General features: G+C 68.6%; 20 protein-coding genes and 7 pseudogenes. 13 read left to right on the top strand and 14 right to left on the bottom strand.

What is annotated here, in order from left to right; genetic code table 11:
- Positions 1-184 precede the first annotated feature (184 nt).
- Positions 185-1,208: pseudogene (locus AQJ11_RS33075) on the top strand (IS110 family RNA-guided transposase); the annotation flags it as partial.
- Positions 1,209-1,487: 279 nt separating this feature from the next.
- Positions 1,488-1,739 carry a hypothetical protein gene (locus tag AQJ11_RS33080; RefSeq protein WP_059265633.1) on the top strand — a complete coding sequence of 84 codons (252 nt, stop codon included), beginning with the start codon at positions 1,488-1,490 and terminating at the stop codon, positions 1,737-1,739.
- Here AQJ11_RS33080 and AQJ11_RS33085 read toward each other — a convergent pair.
- Entirely contained in the window at positions 1,708-2,223 is a 516-nt protein-coding gene (locus AQJ11_RS33085) for a GNAT family N-acetyltransferase (protein WP_059265724.1), read from the bottom strand. The two genes, AQJ11_RS33080 and AQJ11_RS33085, sit on opposite strands and share 32 nt — an antisense overlap.
- Positions 2,224-2,596: 373 nt before the next feature.
- Positions 2,597-3,160 carry a GNAT family N-acetyltransferase gene (locus AQJ11_RS33090; RefSeq protein WP_059265634.1) on the bottom strand — a complete coding sequence of 188 codons (564 nt, stop codon included), beginning with the start codon at positions 3,158-3,160 and terminating at the stop codon, positions 2,597-2,599.
- Positions 3,161-3,532: 372 nt separating this feature from the next.
- Between AQJ11_RS33090 and AQJ11_RS49405 the strand changes: the two genes are divergently transcribed.
- Complete coding sequence (locus tag AQJ11_RS49405) at positions 3,533-3,748, top strand: hypothetical protein (RefSeq protein WP_159061721.1); 216 nt, start codon at positions 3,533-3,535, stop codon at positions 3,746-3,748.
- Positions 3,749-3,921: 173 nt separating this feature from the next.
- On the opposite strand, the pseudogene AQJ11_RS51510 reads toward AQJ11_RS49405, so the two are convergent.
- Positions 3,922-4,083, bottom strand: a pseudogene (locus AQJ11_RS51510) (arsenite S-adenosylmethyltransferase); the annotation flags it as partial.
- Between the two features lie 52 nt (positions 4,084-4,135).
- A pseudogene (locus AQJ11_RS33100) lies at positions 4,136-4,411 on the bottom strand (LytR/AlgR family response regulator transcription factor); the annotation flags it as partial.
- A gap of 188 nt (positions 4,412-4,599) precedes the next feature.
- Here AQJ11_RS33100 and AQJ11_RS33105 point away from each other — a divergent pair.
- Both AQJ11_RS33105 and AQJ11_RS33110 read left to right on the top strand, forming a co-directional pair.
- On the top strand, positions 4,600-5,052 hold the full coding sequence (locus AQJ11_RS33105) for a MerR family transcriptional regulator (RefSeq protein WP_059265636.1): 453 nt from the start codon (positions 4,600-4,602) through the stop codon (positions 5,050-5,052).
- Positions 5,053-5,065: 13 nt separating this feature from the next.
- Positions 5,066-6,133, top strand: coding sequence for an NAD-dependent epimerase/dehydratase family protein (locus tag AQJ11_RS33110; protein WP_059265637.1), 1,068 nt, complete (start codon positions 5,066-5,068; stop codon positions 6,131-6,133).
- Between the two features lie 276 nt (positions 6,134-6,409).
- On the opposite strand, the gene AQJ11_RS33115 is transcribed toward AQJ11_RS33110, so the two are convergent.
- Entirely contained in the window at positions 6,410-6,829 is a 420-nt protein-coding gene (locus AQJ11_RS33115; RefSeq protein WP_059265638.1) for a hypothetical protein, read from the bottom strand.
- Between the two features lie 473 nt (positions 6,830-7,302).
- Positions 7,303-7,941: a hypothetical protein gene (locus tag AQJ11_RS33125; RefSeq protein WP_059265640.1), complete on the bottom strand. Its 639-nt coding sequence runs from the start codon at positions 7,939-7,941 to the stop codon at positions 7,303-7,305.
- Between the two features lie 495 nt (positions 7,942-8,436).
- Between AQJ11_RS33125 and AQJ11_RS51515 the strand changes: the two genes are divergently transcribed.
- Both AQJ11_RS51515 and AQJ11_RS33135 read left to right on the top strand, forming a co-directional pair.
- A complete protein-coding gene (locus AQJ11_RS51515; RefSeq protein WP_244218455.1) occupies positions 8,437-8,721 on the top strand; it encodes a helicase associated domain-containing protein in 285 nt (94 codons plus the stop codon).
- Between the two features lie 94 nt (positions 8,722-8,815).
- Positions 8,816-9,325 carry an SUKH-4 family immunity protein gene (locus AQJ11_RS33135; RefSeq protein WP_059265641.1) on the top strand — a complete coding sequence of 170 codons (510 nt, stop codon included), beginning with the start codon at positions 8,816-8,818 and terminating at the stop codon, positions 9,323-9,325.
- A 63-nt stretch (positions 9,326-9,388) separates the two neighbouring features.
- On the opposite strand, the pseudogene AQJ11_RS48570 reads toward AQJ11_RS33135, so the two are convergent.
- Positions 9,389-9,514: pseudogene (locus tag AQJ11_RS48570) on the bottom strand (IS5/IS1182 family transposase); the annotation flags it as partial.
- 184 nt (positions 9,515-9,698) lie between these two features.
- Here AQJ11_RS48570 and AQJ11_RS52820 point away from each other — a divergent pair.
- Positions 9,699-9,964 (top strand): annotated as a pseudogene (locus AQJ11_RS52820) (hypothetical protein); the annotation flags it as partial.
- On the opposite strand, the gene AQJ11_RS33140 reads toward AQJ11_RS52820, so the two are convergent.
- On the bottom strand, positions 9,925-10,266 hold the full coding sequence (locus tag AQJ11_RS33140) for a cyclic-phosphate processing receiver domain-containing protein (protein WP_059265642.1): 342 nt from the start codon (positions 10,264-10,266) through the stop codon (positions 9,925-9,927). The pseudogene AQJ11_RS52820 and the gene AQJ11_RS33140 overlap by 40 nt on opposite strands.
- A 1,012-nt stretch (positions 10,267-11,278) precedes the next feature.
- Here AQJ11_RS33140 and AQJ11_RS50495 point away from each other — a divergent pair.
- Positions 11,279-11,761 (top strand): hypothetical protein, encoded by a 483-nt coding sequence (locus tag AQJ11_RS50495; RefSeq protein ID WP_063807714.1) that lies wholly within the window; start codon positions 11,279-11,281, stop codon positions 11,759-11,761.
- A gap of 70 nt (positions 11,762-11,831) precedes the next feature.
- On the opposite strand, the gene AQJ11_RS33155 is transcribed toward AQJ11_RS50495, so the two are convergent.
- Together AQJ11_RS33155 and AQJ11_RS33160 are read right to left on the bottom strand one after the other, a co-directional pair.
- Positions 11,832-12,446, bottom strand: coding sequence for a zinc-binding dehydrogenase (locus tag AQJ11_RS33155; protein ID WP_279616960.1), 615 nt, complete (start codon positions 12,444-12,446; stop codon positions 11,832-11,834).
- Between the two features lie 163 nt (positions 12,447-12,609).
- The gene (locus AQJ11_RS33160) at positions 12,610-12,861 is read right to left on the bottom strand and encodes a carboxymuconolactone decarboxylase family protein (RefSeq protein ID WP_244218456.1); all 252 of its coding nucleotides are present in this window, start codon (positions 12,859-12,861) and stop codon (positions 12,610-12,612) included.
- Between the two features lie 363 nt (positions 12,862-13,224).
- On the opposite strand from AQJ11_RS33160, the gene AQJ11_RS33165 reads away from it, so the two are divergent.
- Positions 13,225-14,841, top strand: coding sequence for a flavin monoamine oxidase family protein (locus AQJ11_RS33165; protein WP_059265646.1), 1,617 nt, complete (start codon positions 13,225-13,227; stop codon positions 14,839-14,841).
- 535 nt (positions 14,842-15,376) lie between these two features.
- Here the strand turns inward: AQJ11_RS33165 and AQJ11_RS49410 are convergent.
- Positions 15,377-15,526: a hypothetical protein gene (locus AQJ11_RS49410; protein WP_159061722.1), complete on the bottom strand. Its 150-nt coding sequence runs from the start codon at positions 15,524-15,526 to the stop codon at positions 15,377-15,379.
- Positions 15,527-15,593: 67 nt separating this feature from the next.
- On the opposite strand from AQJ11_RS49410, the gene AQJ11_RS51520 reads away from it, so the two are divergent.
- On the top strand, positions 15,594-15,752 hold the full coding sequence (locus tag AQJ11_RS51520; protein WP_244218457.1) for a hypothetical protein: 159 nt from the start codon (positions 15,594-15,596) through the stop codon (positions 15,750-15,752).
- A gap of 5 nt (positions 15,753-15,757) precedes the next feature.
- Positions 15,758-16,210, top strand: a complete 453-nt coding sequence (locus AQJ11_RS33170) for a hypothetical protein (protein ID WP_159061723.1) — start codon at positions 15,758-15,760, stop codon at positions 16,208-16,210.
- Between the two features lie 9 nt (positions 16,211-16,219).
- Here AQJ11_RS33170 and AQJ11_RS48575 read toward each other — a convergent pair.
- A pseudogene (locus AQJ11_RS48575) lies at positions 16,220-16,632 on the bottom strand (transposase family protein); the annotation flags it as partial.
- Here AQJ11_RS48575 and AQJ11_RS46790 point away from each other — a divergent pair.
- Positions 16,633-17,029, top strand: a pseudogene (locus tag AQJ11_RS46790) (DUF475 domain-containing protein); the annotation flags it as partial.
- Between the two features lie 59 nt (positions 17,030-17,088).
- On the opposite strand, the gene AQJ11_RS46795 reads toward AQJ11_RS46790, so the two are convergent.
- Both AQJ11_RS46795 and AQJ11_RS33190 read right to left on the bottom strand, forming a co-directional pair.
- The gene (locus AQJ11_RS46795; RefSeq protein WP_208616675.1) at positions 17,089-17,421 is read right to left on the bottom strand and encodes a zinc finger domain-containing protein; all 333 of its coding nucleotides are present in this window, start codon (positions 17,419-17,421) and stop codon (positions 17,089-17,091) included.
- A 115-nt stretch (positions 17,422-17,536) separates the two neighbouring features.
- Complete coding sequence (locus AQJ11_RS33190) at positions 17,537-18,475, bottom strand: LysR family transcriptional regulator (RefSeq protein ID WP_059265650.1); 939 nt, start codon at positions 18,473-18,475, stop codon at positions 17,537-17,539.
- Between the last annotated feature and the right edge of the window lie 7 nt (positions 18,476-18,482).

An 18,482-nucleotide genomic window follows, 5' to 3' on the forward strand; every position in this document is an offset into this window, starting at 1 on the left:
GCAGATGCAGGTAACCGAACGAGATCAGACGGATCGGATGCAAGGGAGCCTCCTGCCCGGAGCGAAGGGCTGGAACGGCGGAGCGCCGCGCCCGGCCGGGAAGGGCAGGGCTCGGCGCTCCAGAGGTGCTACTGGGTGGCGGCGCTGTCGGTGACCACGAGTGGCTTCGTTCACTTCAAGCAGCAGGCCTGCCTCGATCGGCGCCCTCCCGCTCGCAGTCGCCCGCGACGCGGGCTGCCAGGTCGCTACCTGCCCGGACTCGCCATGCGGCGGATCGCCGACCTCTACCCGGGCGAGGCCAAGACCGACGCGAAGGACGCCGCGGTGATCGCGGACGCAGCCCGCACCATGCCGCACACCCTGCGCTCGCTGGAGCTGACCGACGAAATCACCGCCGAACTCACCGTGCTCGTCGGCTTCGACCAGGACCTCGCAGCCGAGGCCACCCGCACCTCCAACCGGATACGCGGCCTGCTCACCCAGTTCCACCCCAGCCTGGAACGCGTCCTCGGGCCCCGCCTCGACCACCAGGCCGTCACCTGGCTGCTCGAACGCCACGGCTCTCCGGCCGCCCTACGCAAGGCAGGCCGCCGCAGACTCGTCGAACTGATCCGGCCGAAGGCCCCGCGCATGGCCGCCCGGCTCATCGACGACGTCTTCGAGGCGCTCGACGAACAGACCATCGTCGTCCCTGGCACCGGCACCCTCGACATCGTGGTCCCCTCCCTGGCCCGCTCGCTCGCGGCCGTACACGAACAACGCCGGGCCCTGGAAACACAGATCAACGAACTGCTGGAGGCCCACCCTCTTTCCCCGGTCCTGACGTCGCTGCCCGGCTCGGCGTCAGGACCGCCGCAGTCCTCCTGGTCACCGTCGGCGACGGCAGTTCGTTCCCGAGCGCCGCCCACCTCGCCTCCTACGCCGGCCTCGCACCGGCGACCAAGTCGTCCGGGACCTCGATCCACGGCGAACACGCACCCCGAAGCGGAAATTGGCAGCTCAAACGCGCGATGTTCCTCTCCGCGTTCGCCGCCCTGCACGATGCCACCTCCCGCACCTACTACGACAAGTGCCGAGCCCGCGGCAAGACCCACACCCAGGCCCTTCTGCGCCTCGCCCGCCACCGCACCAGCGTCCTGTTCGCCATGCTCCGCGACGGCACCCTCTACGAACCCCGCACACCCGACGACGTCGAACTCGCCGCATAACCCCAGCAAGCCCCAACCACCCCAAACCCGCCAGGGGCACCTTGACGAAAGACATAGAGGCGCCCCCCGCCTCACCATCACCATCCACGGCCTCCCCGTGCTCCCCGCGCGTGCGGGGATGGTCCCCGTACGCGGTGCGTCTCATGGTGTGGCGGATGGTGTTCCCCGCGCCCCCAGGCAGGTCCTCGCGCAGGGCGGCCACGATCCGGCCGCGGCCCCACAGCAGGTCGTCCAGGACGGCCTCGGGCCGACGACGCTGGCGGCTTCGGTGCCTGGGCCATGGGCGAACAGCTCCGCAAACTCGGCATCCGGCTCGCCGAGCCCCGCTCGACCGCGCTGTTCCAGCTCGCCATCGAGCTGCCCGCCGCGGTCCTCGCCCGCACCCTCGGCATCGACATCACCGTCGCCGTCAAATGGCAGAGAGCCGCCGCCGGAGACTGGGGCGCCTACGCAGCCGAGATCGTCCGACGGAACTCGAAAGCTGACCCCTGCACCGATGTCAGACCCGCTCGAACGGCTCCGCGTATTTGAAGACGCCCCGCAGCGCGGGGTCGTGGGCGGTCAGGGTGCGGACCTGGAAGTACTCGCCCCATGAAGGGTCCGGTGCGGTGATGCCGTAGTCCATGCTGGTGCGGAAACCGTAGCGGCCGTAGTACTCGGGGCTGCCGAGGAGGGCGACGAGGGGCTGGCCCAGGGCATCCGCTGCGCCGAGCACGGTGTGGACAAGGGCGAGGCCGACGCCGCGGCGCTGGTGGTCGGGGTGCACGCTGAGCGGGCCGAGGCCCAGGGCGGGGGCAGTGCCGACATGACCCTGGGTGCAAACCACGTGGCCTACTACCTCGTCCTTGTCGTTGAGTGCCACGAGCGACAGTTCCGGCAGCCAGCCGTCGCAGGTGCGCAGCTCGTCGAGGAGGGTTACCTCCACCGGAACCGGAGTCTCCGGCTTGGCGAAGGCCGCCGCGGTGACGGTTCGTACGGCGGGGACATCGGCAGGCCTTTCGCGTCGGATCAGCACCGGCATAGTCTGGGCCCCGAGCCGCGGCACCGCAAATGATTTCTGCGTACGCCCGGCCGCCCGCCCAACCGGCCTGATCGATCGTGAGCACGACCGCCAGCAGTACCAGCCTCGCCGTCGTCTGCTCGGTGACCGCCCGCATCAGTAGCCGGTGAAGACGACGCGGCCGCCGCTCCGAGACGGAGCAGACGACCGAGGAGCTCACGGACTTTCGCAGCCAGGCCCTGGCCCGGCTCACCGCCCAACACGAAGAGATCGTCCACCTTCGGGCCACAGCCGCTGAGACGGCATCCGTGACTCGACTCCCTGGCGCCCGCACCACCGTGATCGGATCATGCAGCCGACGACGCGGGCAGGCATCGGCTCCCCGGCATCAGGCCGGAGTGTCGGCCCTCCGTATATGCAAGTGGCCGTCCCTGGGGAAAGGCGGCCGAGCCGGAAGGACCTGGTGAAACCCGTATCCGGCCTTCTCCGCAACCCGGCACGACGCGAGATTGTCCATCTGATGGAGCAGATTGAGACGCTCCAGACCTTCGACCATAAAGACATCGAAGGCCCAACTGGTGAGCGCTTCGAGAGCACGAGGGGCCACCCCCCGGCCTCGGGCGTGGGCTGCTGTCCAATAGCCGACCTCTGCGGATTCCTGGCTGGGACCGGTCCGCTTCATAACCACGTTCCCAACCAGTCGGCCCTTGCCAGTGCCGGAGTGATCTTCATACACGGCGAAACTCAACCGCTCTCCGGTCTCCCAGCCGCGTCTCTGCATCTCCAGCCACTCCGCTGCATCCTCGATGCTCTCTACCGGAAGCCTCGTCCAACGACGCAACGTGGGATCGCGATATGCCTCGACCAGCGGCTCAACGTCGCCATCATCCCAAGGGCGCAGGAAGAGCGCGGAGGCAGACGGCGTCGCGTCCACCTGCAAGGTGACGTTCATCAAGGTCCTCCCCGAACGGTTTACCTGATCATCTCTCATCCCATGAGCTGTAATCCGTGCGGTCGCGCGGTCAGCGGAACGCCGACAAGAGGAACCGAACCGCAGAAGACGTGCCACCGGGCGCCCGAGGGCGAACGAAGAGGTGATCTGCACCACGTCATTGGTCTTGGAATGCACCACGCGCACCGGACTGCGTCACGAAACCGCTCGCGCCGACGCGCCTGCTCAATCACTACACGGCGTCACCCGCACACGGCCTCTGCGGACACAAGCCGCCCGTACATCACTCACCTGATCGAGTTCGACTACCCGTGGTCGGCGAGTTGGCCAGGAAACAGCCAGGACGGCCCGGGAAGGGTGCTGCCGCGGGCGATGGCCGAGGCAGCCGGCCGCGCGGACGTCGAGGGGGAGGCTGTCGTCCTGCAGGCAGCGATCCAGCAGATTCCACGTGCTGTCGGCGGCCAGGTCACGCAGGAGCGCGGCGCCGCCGTGGGGTTTGTTGAGCCACGCGGCAACGGTTCCGGCCTCTCTCGTCCTCCTCGATGCCGTGTCACGGTTGTCATCGCCCAGCGCACCGGCCCGGGCTGACCCTCCCTCCTTCTGCCCACACAACGGTCCCCGGATCGCGCCTCACCGACGAGTGCGGGGACGTGCGTGGTGCCCTCGCCGAAGGCGGCCGCATCCGCCGTCCGGTGACCATCGGCCGTGTCTTCACCGGCACCTTCGCCGGGATCGCGCCCGCCTCCGTCGCCCCGTTCATCGGAGTGCATGCCGTCGGCGACCGGATGGGTCGCGGTGATCGCGATGTCGGTGAATTCTGTCCTTTCGAGGCCCGTGCGGTATTCGGCGAAGGAGAGCGCGCCGGCGATGCAGCCGACGTAGTCACCGCGCTCCGCCCGCTGTTCGGCGGTGAGCGTGTCGTCTGGCGGTGAGGCAGTGGGCGGTGCCGGGCGCCCGGAGGGCGTACTCCCCGTGCTCCGCGTGCGCGGAGACGAAGACGACGCGGGGCGGCTCGGCGCGACCGGCGAGCAGCCGGGCGAGGTCCAGACCGCTGAGCCCCGCCATGCGGACGTCCAGGAACACCGCGTCGACGCCGGCCGCGCCGTCCGCCCCTCGACGGCCCAGCCGCCGCAGCGCCTCGGCCGCTTCGAGGACCCCCTCCGCCGACCGCACCCGGGGATCGGCCCGCACCAGGAACAGCAGTTCGGCGAGCGCCGGTTCCTCGTCGTCGACGGCCAGGACCCCGAGCATGGCGACTCCCCAGGAAGCGGACGGACGGGGGCCGTGAGCGTGCGGTGTCCCCGTGCAGGAGCACGGGGAGGCAGACCGACGGGTTCAACGGGACGCACCACCGTCCTGCCTCCTTTCCGGGTGACGCGCGCCGCATCGCCACGCTCCGGTTTGACTTCAAGCGCTTGAAGTGCCGGAGGCTTGACCGCATGGCAGGAAGCACAGACCGAGCCGCGGGCCTGACCATCCAGGAGATGGCCCGGCGATCGGGTTTCACCGAGCCCACACTCCGCTACTACGAGAAGATCGGCCTGCTGGGCAGGGTCGCGCGCGACGAGTCCAGCGGTCATCGCCGCTACGACCCGGCGACCGCGGACCGTGTCGAGGCGCTGGCCTGCCTGCGGTCGGCGGGGATGACGGTCAGTGGAATGCGCCGCTATCTGGATCTGCTCGCCCGGGGCGACTCCGCGGCGGCCGAGCAGCGGGACCTGTTCGCCGCACAGGCGGAGAAGCTGGCCGCGGACATCGAGCGGCTCCAGCTCCGCCTGGCGTACCTGCGCGGCAAGGCGGACCTCTGGGACGCCCGGGTCCGTGGGGACGCCGCCGCCGAGAAGCGGGCGATCGAAGACGTCACGCGCGTGATGGACCAATTCAACGACTGAAGGACCGAGCAGGATGAACACACAGAAGGCCGTCACCTCCGCCTCGCAACGCGAGAGGGTACTCGTGACCGGTGGTACCGGTCTCGTCGGCAGTCACTCGATCGCCCGACTGGTGGGCGACGGGTATCAGACCCGGGTGACGATCCGGGAGCCCGGACAGGAGGCACAGGTGCTGGTCGCGCTCCGGCGGGCCGGGGTTGATCCGGCGGACCGGCTGGAGTTCGCCGTCGCCGACCTCGGCGCCGACGGCGGCTGGGCGGAGGCCATGGACGGTGTCGGTCACGTGCTGCACCACGCGTCGCCCTTCCCCGTCACTCCGCCGAAGACGGAGGACGACGTCGTCCTCCCGGCCCGTGACGGTGCGCTGCGGGTCCTCGCCGCAGCCCGGCAGGCCGGCATCCCCCGCGTGGTGATGACGTCGTCCTACGCCGCGGTCGGATACACGGTGAAGCCCGACAACCACTACTCGGAGGCGGACTGGACCGACCCGGACACCGAGGGCCTGCCCGCCTACCACAAGTCGAAGGTGCTCGCCGAGCGCGCGGCCTGGGACTACGCAAACGCCCACGGAGACATCGAGCTGACGGTCGTCAACCCCACCGGCATCTTCGGCCCCCAACTGGGCGACCGGCCCTCCGGCTCCGTCGGTCTGGTCAGGAACATGCTGACCGGACGGATGCCCGTCGTGCCGATCATGTACTTCGGTGTCGTCGACGTACGGGACGTCGTGGACCTGCACCTGCGCGCCATGCTGCACCCGAAGGCGGCGGGGGAGCGTTTCATCGCCGTCGGCGGACCGTCGATCAGTCTCTTCGGCATGGCGCGGGTGCTGCGTGAGCACTTCCCCGCGGCGGCCGGTCTGCTGCCCTCCGCGGAGCTCACCATCGAGCAGGTGCGCGAGGCTGCGAAGACGGAACCGGCCCTGCGCGACGCCGCGGCCCTGGGCGGCCGGATCCCCGTCATCAGCAACGAGAAGGCCCGTTCGGTGCTGGGCTGGGAGCCCAGGGACATCGTGGAGACGATCGTGGCGACCGCGGACAGCCAGATCCGGCTGGGCCTTACCCCGGCCGACGCCGGCTGAGCTGCCGTAATCCGGGCCGTCCCATCTCCTCGACGGACAGCGATCATTTCGAACCCTCGAAACGCAGCACGTCAGCCCTTCTCGTGAACACCTCGGACTGGGCCCGACGCACACGTCAGCGCTGCTGATCACATTTCGCGGCAGGGTCGACCAGCAACTGGGGAAGATCGCCAGCCTCGCCCCTCTCGACGAGCACCGAAGGGCTTTCCGGCTACTGATCGCAGCGGATTGCCACCAGCGGCATGTGTGCACGTCACAGGCAGTTCTCGGTGCCTCTCACCATTCCGGCAGAGGGGCGATCGCCCCGGCGCCCCGGCCGGCCGCGACGGCGCAGCTGGAGGCCGAGCTGGACGACGGCGCCGTCGCGAGCTGGCCAGCGTCGACTCGCTCGTCAACATCGGCGGGAAACGGAATGGCGAGCTGCTGCGCGAACGGGTTCCTGTCCGGTTTTGCCATCGGCCTCGCGCCGCCTCCATCGAGGTGCTCTACGCCGGCTTGGGCCTCGCGGGAGTCGGCAAGCTCCTGGACGTCCCGGTTCTGCGCACGGTCTTCGGACTCGCCGGAGCGTCGGTCATGGCCAGACTTCAGGCTCGCCAGTGCCGGGCGGTCCAGGACCCTCTCCATCTTGCCGCTCTGGCCTGCCAGCACCAGGCCGAAGTGGCCGGGCACCAGCTGCGCCCACATCCTGTAGAACATGTCCAGGGAAACAGTGCGCTACTCGTGGGCGCACCACCACCAGGCGCCGGGTGCGGGTGAGTCCGGCGACGATGAGGTTCTCAGCGTCCGCCAAGATCCGCGGGCGGAACTTGTGGACGCCACGGCACGACGGCGACCTCCCGGACAAGGGGGGCGCCGTGCACCGTCGTTGTCACACCGACCCGGAAACACAGCCTCATTGTCCCTCAGCCTGTGTCAACCACCGGGTCCTCGTAGACGAGACGGCCGATCTCGCGGCCGACATACGGGCGTGGCCGCCCCGGAGGAAGCGCTGGCGCGACGACCCTGAAGACGCTGCGCAGCGCCTCCCCCGTGTAGTCGTCAAGGCGATCCGTAGCTCTCCACCACACGCTTCCCGTGGGTAGTTCCTCTACCTCCTTGAAGGCACCGGACTCGCGCAGTCGAGCGACGCCGCCGAGGCGATCGGCGATGCGGGCGGAGCACACGGTCACTCAGGGATATCCGCGAAGCACATCCTGGCTCTCCTGGATCCCCTTCAGCGGGCTCAGCCCCAGCCGGTCCTCCAGCATCGTTTCCCCACCGTGACCGTCGTCATCAGTGACACAGCCGAAAGTGATCGGAACCCTTAGCGCAAAACGCCTGAGATGCTCGACTGCGGAATTCACATCCAGTGACGAAATGATCCTATGACGCGAGTGCGCGCCAGGCTCTCCAGTCCCATATTCCACCCGCAGCCGATGCCATTCACCGTCCGCGCTGACAGACTGAACAGAAACCTTGGCCTGACTGGCCCCGTATCGGCGCCCCTGTTCACTCAGTTCCAGAATCCAGAATTCACTGTCCGCAGGCTGCTCGGCCACTCTCGCGAGGAAGTCGCTCCAATTCCCTTCGGACCAGGCCTTCCGGACCCGGACCCTACCCTGTAGCGGGTCCTGCTCGGTCAGCGAGGCCCAGATACCCCCAGGGGACCCCAGAACACCCTCACCCTTCTTCGGAATGCACAATTCGGGACCGTTCCGCAGGCTACGAAGGAGGGGAGAGAAAAGCCCCTCAGCGGCCGTTTCGAACCACTCGACCGCAAGTCCGGAGACACCCGCGTCCGATGCCCGCAGGTCCATCTCGACTCTCACTACTTACTCCTTACCGCTGAAACCATCTGACAGGCCGTCCCGTCACCGGGACACCTGCCAGGCAATGCACGAAGTCACATAGCCTCACGGTCGCCCGGTCGTGGGCCGCCGCACACGCGCACTTCCCGCCTTCCCCCCCGTGAACGCGGTGGGGGAAGACAGCTACCCGATCGAGTGTGGGCCAAGAACAGGCGTGCGGAGACCCGCAGGCCACTGGAGAACGCCGAGCGACGCGCCGCCGGCGAACCCGTTCCCGGAGGTGCCGACGAGCTGCTGGAGAGCCGGCTGGCGGCATTGGAGGCCATCGACCCGGGATGGGTGCATCCTGAGGTGGGACGTGGCCTGGCAGCGCCGCTTCACCCTCACTCACACCCACACCCACGTCGGGGGCACCCTGCCCGAGGTGGCCGGTGAACTCGTCGTCCAGGGCGAAGACCTCGGGGCATGGGTCGCCGCGCAGCGGCACGGGTGGGACAAGCTCACCCCCGCCCAGCAGTGGCCCTCGGCAGCACACTCGGACCGGAGCCCGTCGGCGTCGCGGAGCGCCCGGTCAGGTTCACCGCAGACGGCAAGTGGGCGCTGAACCTGCGCGCGGCCCGGCAGTACCACGCCCGCGAAGGACACCTACGACCGGGCCGCAAGCACATCGAGCGCCTGGACGTCGACGGCGAAGCGGTCGACATCAAACTCGGGACGTTCCTGGACAACACCCGCCGCCGCGCCGACAAACTCACCCCCGAACGACGCGCCGACCTGGACCAGCTCGGCATGCGCTGGTAGCCGGACCGGACGCGGCCGCGTTCTGCGATTCCCTCGTCGGCGGCAGCTGCACCGTTTGGTGCTCCCAGGCAGTCCATCGAGAGAGGATCCTCCCGTGAGCCATCCCCTGCCGCCGTTGCCGAAGCCCGAGTTCGTCTTGATCGCCATCGAGCTGCCATCCGAGGTGCCCACCGAAATCGCTGTCGACCTCAGGACGACCGGCATCCCGTGCGGGTTGATTGGGTACGAGTACCGGCCGCTGAGCGAGCCGGCGTACTTCGGAGGGATCGGTGAACGGGGGGTGGTCGCTATCGCGACGAGTGGCCCGTTCGGACGCATCGCCATCGATGTGGCCAGTGGCCACATAGTGCATATACCCCATATCGATTCATCGAGGGTGAATCACGTCAACATTGACCTCGACTCCTTCAACCGATGCGTTGCGGCTGTGATCGCACGCTTCCCGTTCTACGCGGAGGACGACGAGGAGGGGTTCGAGGAGGTGGCGGCAGAGCTGCGCGAGCTCATCTCCGGCATCGACGCCACTGCCCACGCAGGCGATGGGTTCTGGGAGACCTTCTGCGACGACGTGGCGATCGGAGACTATGCGGACTGGGAAGCGTGATCCCGGACCAGCCCCGGCGCCGATCAGCCGTCCAGGCTCAGGCTCTGGTCAGTGGTGCAGCCGTCTGCGAACCGCGTCCGCGCCCTCGCGCTGCAGCACGGTCACCAGCTTCCCTAAGGCGCGCGGGCTCAACTCGGTGAACGGGGCTATCCAAGGCGGCTCCGACGCCGTGATCACTGAGCGGCGGATCCCGGTGCGGCGGGCACCCGGGCCCGCGCCGGGTGGCGGGTGCCGCGACCGGCGAGCGCACCGGCATCCTGAGGCACCGGCCGGGCCAAATCGGCTGACAAGTCGGCACGGCCGCGCGCTGAGGGGCGCCGGTGACGGGCTGCCGGAGACCGCAGCACAGGGCAGACGGCTGGCAGGGCTGGGGGCCGATGCGTGCCAGGGTGACGCCCTGCTCAACCTCGCCGCCTTGACGCTCGGACACGAGGAGCACTGGCGACGTCGTTGCCGACCACGACGCCGAGTCGACCTCGGCTGATCCGCGCGTGGTGGTCGTTGCGAAGTCTGCTGGCGATTCGCTGGCTGGCCGAGCACGGCTTCGACCCGACCGCGCCCGGCTGTGGAACATCTCAGGCGCTCAACTGGCTAGCTACTCATTGGGCGACGGCTCTTTTAACGCGGTACTTCCAATGAGAAAGACAGCGCACAACAGTCTCGGCCCCGATGGGGTTGGCGCTGTGCACGTAGACAGTGCCGATCTGGAACGGGTTTCCATGAAAGGCGGCCTCCTCCAGGAGGGTCACCACCGGCATGATGCTGTCACCCCCGCCGAGGTCGTGGTCGAGCCAGAGCTCGTCGATGAAGATTTCCCGGTGCTCTTGGAGGAGTTGGACTCCTTCACGGCTCGTGCGGGCGAGCCGTGTCGCTTGGGGCAGCGCTCTGAGGTCGTCAATGGCGAGGATGATCGGTGTTGGTTCGGGAGAGGGCTGCTGCACTCGACCATCATGCCCGCAGGGCGGCGGGCAGGTGTCGGCAGCGGGCGGCGGTGTGCCAGTCCTGTGCGGGGTGCGGCGGCGGAAGGTGAGCGCAGCGGCGAGCAGGGGGCGGGCGCAGGGCGGGGCGGTCATCTGGCGAAACAGCCGCTCTTGCGATTGCCGTGTGCGCCTTCCCGGGCCCATGACCTGGGCCGTCCCCCTCTCGCCAGACGGCCGGACCTGCCAGACCCGGGCATTGCGTACGTCATCCGGTCACTCACCGGAGTGGTCCGTCCGGCAAGTGGAGCACTCACCCGCACCAACCGCGCTCCGGAGCCCGATAAAGCCGCAAAGAGCCACCAGGCGCCCCCGCCCCGACACCCGGCAGCCCACCCCCGGTCCAGGCCGCTCCGCGCACTCGGCGACGCCAGCAGTTCGTTCCGATGGCTCGCTGCCGACTCAACGGCGAGTCGACACGGATTCCCTGTACGCCGTCCGGGGCCTCGTGCGGCCATCGGCATGACCCCCGCTCAGGCCCAGGCCCACACCACCAGCCCGGCCGCCGCACGCAATGCGGTCCCGGCCCTTGAGTACCTGGCGCGGCAGCTGCTCAAGGAGAAGCTGGTCCAGTCCGCCGGCAAGAGCAAGGCCCGACCGGCCGCGCGCACGCTGGCCCGTCTTCTGGTCGAAGCGGACGGACGGCGCCCCCTGCTGATCGACGCCAACCCGGTCCGCAGCCTCGCGAACTGGGCGGAGCCAGCCGCCCGCACCATGCTCGTCGACCTGCCGTGGCCGACCAAGGGCACCGCTGCGCCCGCGGACCCTTCTGCCCGGGCACGGTCTGGTCCTGCTCCTTGCAGCCGCGCTCGGCTCGTCCTTCAGTTACCTGGCGCCGCCTCCGCGGCCCCTCTGCGGCCAAGGTCGTCAGCGGGCCAGTGTCACGGTGACGGGCACGCCCGGACAGTTGTCGATTACCCGATCGGGCGGTAAGTGCGATCACGACGCGCGAGGCTGGCCGCTTCCGATCTGTGCCGTGGCAGAGGTCTCCGATGAGCTGATCAAGCTGGAACGATCCACCGAGGAAGAACGCGCCAAGCTCGCCGGCCCGACCGGTGACGACTACGACGCGCAGTGGCGCCGCTGGCGCGAGGCGTCCGAGAGGGTGCAGGCGCCCGTCACGGTGCACGCCGCGGCGTCGGGCGTCAGCCGGTACGAACTGGAGCAGGCTGTGAAGAAGGCCGTCCGGCACGCCGAAGATGGCCCGGCCGCCGAAGAGTCGGCTCCCGGCCTACGGCTGCTCGGGCCAGGTAGCCAGACCGCAGCGCTGGCGACACCGGTCAGGGTCGTCGACGGCGATCTCGTACCAGGGCTCGCCGCACTTGAGCCGGGGCAGAGTGTTCACCCTGACGGGGACGCCAGTGCCCTGGACGTCGGCGACGAGCGCCGGGAATCGGTTGTCGAGCAGGTGCTTCTCCTTCCCACCAGAACGCCATGCACCCGCGGGAAGGTCTCGTAGTGGGTGTAGCGGTGACGCTGCCGGAACAGGTGTACGGAGCTGATCGTGCCGCGGGCGCTCTCCCGTAAGATCATGGGGTCAGCACCACCTTGCCCACCACCCCGCCGTCCGCGAGGAGTTGGTGGGCCTGTGCTGCGCAGTCCATGGGAACGAGGCTGTCCACGACCGGCCGGACGCGGCCGTCGGCCACCATGGGCCACAGGTTGGTGCGGACCGCGTCGACGATTTCCGCCTTCTGGCGGTGACTGCGGGACCGCAGGGTCGTGGCTGTGACCGACGCGCGTTTCGCCATCAGTTCGCCGATGCCGAGGACCGTGGGGGAGACATCGCCCCCGATCATCACGAGGCGTCCGTCGGGAGCCAGGGCACGGACGTTGCGGGTGAGGTAAGGCGCTCCGACGATGTCGAGAATGACGTCCGCGCCGTGCCCCTGCGTGCCCTCCCAGACCGCGGTGACGAAGTCCTCCTCGCGGTAATTGATCGCGATGTCGGCGCCGAGTTCGATGCTTCTGGCCACTTTGTGCGATGTTCCGGCGGTGGCCAGAACCCGGCTACCCATTGCCTTGGCCCACTGGATGGCCAGGCTACCGATGCCGCTCAGCAGTCGCTGTGGGGATACTCGGGCCGGCGCCAGCGTTGGACTCGAACCCGGTCCCCCGCCTATCCGGTCACCGGTCTCCCCCACGGGCCGAGGCGGATGGTGCGCGCTTCGGGCCGGTGGTCACGGTGCCGACGTGGCGGGTGTCATGGTCACCTTCACGTGCTTCATGAGGGGCTGGTCACTCTGTGTGCTGTAGCCGGAGACCCGCCGCGGTGTGCGTTCTCGGTGAAGCCCGGGGTGTGTGTTCTCAGTCCGGGAGGGTGCGGGCCGCGATGGCCGAGGCGCTGATGGCCGCGGGGAAGCCCGCGTAGAACGCGATCTGTGTGATGAGCGCGCCGAGTTCGGCCCGTGTCACCCCGTTGTCGACGGCGCGCCGCAACTGCGCGGGCAGTTCTTCGGGGCGGTACAGGGCCACGACCGCGGCGACGGTGGCGATGCTGCGGTCCCGCGGGCTGAGAGCGGGATCCGCCCACACCTCGCTGTACAGAGGGTCCTCCACCAACTCGGTCTGCCTCCGAGCAGGAGCCACCAGAACGTGTCACCGTCGTGCTGGCGACGGAAAACCTCCAACTCGATCGCCTGCAGCGGAAGCATCAGGGACTCATCGGAGTCCGCGCTCCCCCGTGACCGCCGTCTGAATCTGCCTCTTGTAACCGCGCACGCATCCCCACGCTCATCCCGACCCATCGTGCCATCAGCCCCGTTGGCCTCACAGCCGGTCGGGGTGCCTTCGGCCCCGCGCGTAGATGTCTCTACGGCCCTGCGCCCGCAGAAACGTGCGGGATACACGAATGCGTCGTACGCCGTAACTGTCCATTGGCACGCTTCCCCCGTCGTTCAAGATCGGAAGGGGAGCCCCTCCATGGCAGAGCCTCAAGTCGGGACGGGAACAAGCCGACGCGCGTTCCTGCGCAGTGTGGGTGTGACCGGCGGTGCCGGCGCCATGTTCGCCACGATGGGGGCGCTCGGCCTCGCCCCCACCGCCGCCTACGCAGCGGAGAAGGAAGCACCGTTCCGCGCCCCTAGGCCAGGCGACTTCACCCTCCAGGGCCGTAAGGGCAGGCCCGCCAAGGTCGTCGTCATCGGCGGCGGCATCGCCGGTCTCACCTCCGCCTACGAACTCGGCAAGGCCGGCTACGACTGTACGGTCCTCGAAGCACGCGATCGCGTCGGAGGCCGCAACCTCACCGTCCGCGGCGGCGACCGGCTGACCGACATCAACGGTGTCAGCCAGACCGCGGGATTCAGCAAGGGCCAGTACATGAACGCCGGCCCCGCACGCCTCGCCCAGTGGATGGTCACCCTCGACTACTGCCGCGAGCTGGGCGTGCCCATCGAGGTCTTCACCAACACCAATGCCGGCGCGCTCATCTACAACGAGACCACCGGCATGAAGGCGCCGGTCCAGTACCGCACCGCCAAGGCCGACGTCTACGGCTACGTCTCCGAATTGCTGTCCAAGGCCACCAACGCCGGTGCTCTGGATGCCGAGTTGACGGCGGACGACAAGGAACGGCTGCTCACCTTCCTCAAGAGCTACGGCTCGCTCGGCTCCGACTACACGTACACGGGGACCGAACACCGCGGCTTCAGCGTCGCCCCGGGCGCCGCCGGCACCCCCGGCGAGAAACTCGGCGACGTACCCTCCCTCTCCGACGTGTTCGCCTTCAACGTGGGCCGCTACTTCTCCTTCGAGTTCGGCTACGACCAGGCGATGCTGATGTTCCAGCCCGTCGGCGGCATGGACCGGATACCGATGGCGTTCGCCCGCGCCATAGGCGAGGAGAAGATCCGCACCAGCGCACCCGTCACCGACATCAAGAACACCTCCGACGGCGTGCTGATCACCTACACCCAGAACGGCCGTACCCGCACCATCACGGCCGACTACTGCATCGCCACCCTCGCCCCGCACATCCTGGCCAAGACCTCGCACAACCTCGGCACCGCCGTGCAGACCGCCCTGCGGGCGGTGAAACCGTCCTACGCCTCCAAGATCGGCCTCGAGTACAAGAGCCGCTGGTGGGAGAGGGATTTCAGGATCTTCGGCGGCATCACCGAGACCGACCTGGACCTCGATCACATCTGGTACCCGTCCTACGGGCACCTTGGCGAGCGCGGCCTGATCATCGGCTACTACAACACGGGCGCCCACTCCGACGTGTACTCGGCCCTCACCCCGGCCCAGCGCCTGGAACGCGCCCTTGACCAGGGCGTCAAGATCCACGGTGGCAAGTACCGCAGCGAACTCGCCGCGTCCTACTCCCACCAGTGGAAGCTCGTCCCCTACCTCGAAGGTGCCTGGCACTCCATGCCCGGCGGCCCCGACGCACCGGAGTACGCGCCGCTCAACACGGCCCAGGGGCACGTGTACTTCGCCGGTGACTACCTCAGCTATCTGGACGCCTGGCAGCACGGCGCGATCTCCTCTGCCCGCAAGGTCGTCACCGAGCTGCACCAGCGCGTGCTCGCCTCCTGATGCGCCCTCGCGGCCCGGTCGCCCGCAGGGCAGCGTCTTGCTGTACGGTTCGTCGCTCGCCACGGGGCACGGGTCGCGCTGTGGGAGCGAGCGTGCAGGATGGTGGTCTCTCCGTCGCTCCCCACGCGGAGGGGGCGGGCGGAGTGGGTCAGCGCTCCCGCTGAGTTCTCCGCGGTCGCTCTCCACACGTATGGGTCGGACACTGCGTTACCTGCGGCTCCATGACCGCTTTGCCGTTTCGTGTCCGATGTCGTTGAGGGTGAAGAGCGTCAGTGGATCGCTCCGCTGAGGTGCACACCGGCCAGGGTGGGCTGGTGTCTCCCGTTTCAGACCCGGCGCCACGGTGCGCTCGCACCCTCGACAGCCCAAGACACTCACCACGGACAGCAGAACCCCGATCCCGCACTCCCCCCGCGCGTACGCCGCGGGGGCGGGGCGTGGCTGCGCGGCCACGTGCGGGCCGCCTGCGACCAGGTTCGTCGGGGAGTCCGGCGTTCCTCTGCACGATCACCCCGAATGGCGGACTACGCTCCGGCTACGGTCGCAAGGCGCGGCGCAGCACCGACACCGCGGTGGCCGCCGGGAGCGGGCCGGGCCAGGGCGGTGGGCACCCGGGGATGTCGGCGGTCCATGCGGCCAGGTCGGCGTCGGCGAGGCGGTGCGGCACGATCCCGTGCAGGTCCACCGGGGCACCTGCTACTTGACGGGCAAACGGCACCGGCCCGTCGGCCCGGACGGAGGCCCGCCGACTGTTGGCCGGCGGCACCAGCGCGTGCAGCCACTGCCGCCCCGACACCGGCCTCGGCATCGTCGGCTTGGAGGCCATCTCATTTGACTGGAGGACGAGGGGCGGTCAGTCATGGGGCCCGAAGTCGTCTCTTGGACCGCTTCGTTGGAATCTGCCATGGTAGGGAGTGTGAACGAGGGGGAACGCGAAACTCTGGTAGTTGCTTTGGACCACGCATGGCGCTGGTACGAGAACCGACGCAGCCGAGCCATGACGCTGTTGCAGATGCTCTTCGGCTGGCTGGCGATCTGCGGAGCTGCCTACGGGGTCTCCGTCCAGGCTGATGAATTCGGACTGGGCGGAATAGTCTGCCTGGCAGCAGCTGCGGGGGTGATCGGATACGACGTCGACTCTGCGCGCCTGCGCGCCTCCGCGCAACTCGCGGCCGAAGCCGTAGCCGAACTGCAAGGCCGTCTCGCCGACGCCCTCTCCATGGAAACCCTGCGGCTCCACCAACGAGAAGCAGCTCACCGCGCTTCTCCCAGGCTCCTGCTGGGACACGAGCTGGAACGTTGGATGACGGCCCTCAGCATCATCGTCTCTGTCGCCTTAGCCTTCTACACATGGCTCGTGCTCCCCTAGCAAGCCGTCTCATGCAGCAAGTCGGCGGTAGCAGATGAGGGTGCAGGCGATGCTGATGAAGGCGAGGAAATGAGCGGCTTTGCGTTCGTAGCGCCGGTGTAGACGGCGGCATCCGGCGAGCCAGGCCGTCATGCGTTCGGCGATCCACCGGTGGCGGCCGAGCCGGGAGCGGATCGGCGGTATGCCCTGCACGACCGGGATCAGGGCCTGGCTGTCGTGGACGTTGGCACCGGAGATGCCCTCAGATAGGGGCAGACCGGACCACTCGATGATCAAGTGGATCTTCGAGCCGTACTTACCCCGGTCGACAGGATTCGGGCCTGTCAGCTCCCCCTTTTCAGTGCCCGACTGTTCACCGAGTCGACCGCGCAGCGGGACCAGTCAAGTTCGCCGCGGGCACCCAGCTCGTCAAGGACCAGACGGTCCTGATCGCCGGCATCGCCTGCCTGATCACCTACGCCTCCTTCTCCTTCGACGGCGTGATCGGCGCCTTCGCCATCACCAACGACATCGTCCTGATGGCCCTCGGCCTCGGCATCGGCGCCATGTACGTCCGGTCGCTCACGGTCTACCTGATCCGCCAGGGCACCCTCGATGACTACGTCTACCTGGAGCACGGCGCCCACTACGCGATCGGAGCCCGTGTTCCCCATGGTCACCATCCAGTACGAGATCAACGAGGTGATCACCGGCCTGGTAGGCGTGATCCTGATCATCTGGTCCTTCTGGTGCTCGGTCCGCCGCAACCGCGCCCTGGCCGCCGCCGAGGGGAACGCGGCCGGCTCGGGCGAGAAGGCTGAGGCCTCGTCAGAGGTGTGACAACCACCCTGATGCTCTATCAGCGCACGTTTTGGCTGCGGCTCTGCAGCGCTGTTCGCTCAGTTTGTGGCTCTGCAGCGGGTGTTGCCTATCCAGGTGCCCAACCGGATCTGCGTGTCGTCGAGCCTTGCGGCGAAGGGCCGGTTCGTCGCCGCCTCGGGCGCAGCGGCGTCGATGGCCGGGCCCATTTCCCAGGGCCGTCCGGGGCTACGGTCGACCGGAGAGCGGACTTCGAGCTCGGCGCGGAGCTGGGGGACGAGCATGAAGCGCGGGGTGTGGTACTTCGGGGCGACCTTGCCGCCGCGGGTACAACAAGTGCTTCCAGCGGGCACTTCACAGGTGGGGCAGTCGAACTGTTCGACGGTGGCAGCCGGTTCGGCGGGATCTGGCATGTCGCGGAACCTATCGTGAGGGGCTTTGTGCGGAAGCTGTTCTGCGAGACGTTATGAGACCGAAGATCGGGGGCAAACCGGACACGGTCCGGTAGGGGCCCGCGATCTCTCAGAACTACTCATTCCTGCGAGCGGGGGAGGTGAGCCTCTCGGCTTCGCTGACGAGGTGGCGGAGCCAGGTATGGGCGGGGTCGTCTGTCACGGTGGTGTGCCAGATCGCGCTGACGGTGTACTGGGGCATGGGCAGGGGTGGCTCGACGGCCGTCAGGTCCAGGGCGTCGGCGTAGACGGTAGCCGCGTGAGTGGGGAGGGTGATCAGGGCGGGCAGGGTGGTGAGCTGGAGGGCGGCGCCGGCGAAGTGGGTGGTGGAGGCGATTACCTGGCGGGTCAGTCCACGCACCTCCAGCAGGTCGTCGACGATGCCACGGCGGCCGTCGTATGAGACCAGCAGGTGGGGGTGGGCGAGGTAGTCGTCCAGGCTCAGTGGGGTCGCCAGCGGCAGTAGGCGGGGGTTGAACAGGCAGCTGTAGCCGGAGGCGAACATCTCCCGGGTCCGGTGGTCGGGGCCGTGTGCGGGAGCGGCGGCGATACCGAGGTCGATCTCGCCGTGGTCGAGCATGTCGGCGACAGTGTTGCGGTTGGCCTGCCGGACCGCGATCCGGATGCCCGGAAGGTCGGTCGTGGCAGCCAGCAGCCGGGGAAGCAGCGCGGCCTCCAGGTCGTCGGACATCCCCAGGGTGAACACGTGTCGGGCGGTGGCCGCGTCGAAGTGGTCCCGGCCGGTGACGGCACCCTGGATCAGCCCGAGGGCTGGTTCGATGCTCCGGGCCAGTTCGACCGCGCGGCGCGTGGGCTCGACGCCGGTGCGAGTGCGGGTGAACAACTCGTCGTCGAAGAGCCTGCGCAGCCGGCCAAGTGCCGCACTGACCGCGCCCTGGCTCAAATGCAGGGCGGCGGCGGCCCGGGTGACGCTGCCCTCGCGCATCAAGGCGGCGAAGACCACCAGCAGATTCAGATCCGCCTTCCTGAATTCACTGTCATAAATGTCGATCATCACAAAC

It is taken from the genome of Streptomyces corchorusii (assembly GCF_001514055.1).
Lineage (GTDB): Bacteria > Actinomycetota > Actinomycetes > Streptomycetales > Streptomycetaceae > Streptomyces > Streptomyces olivaceoviridis.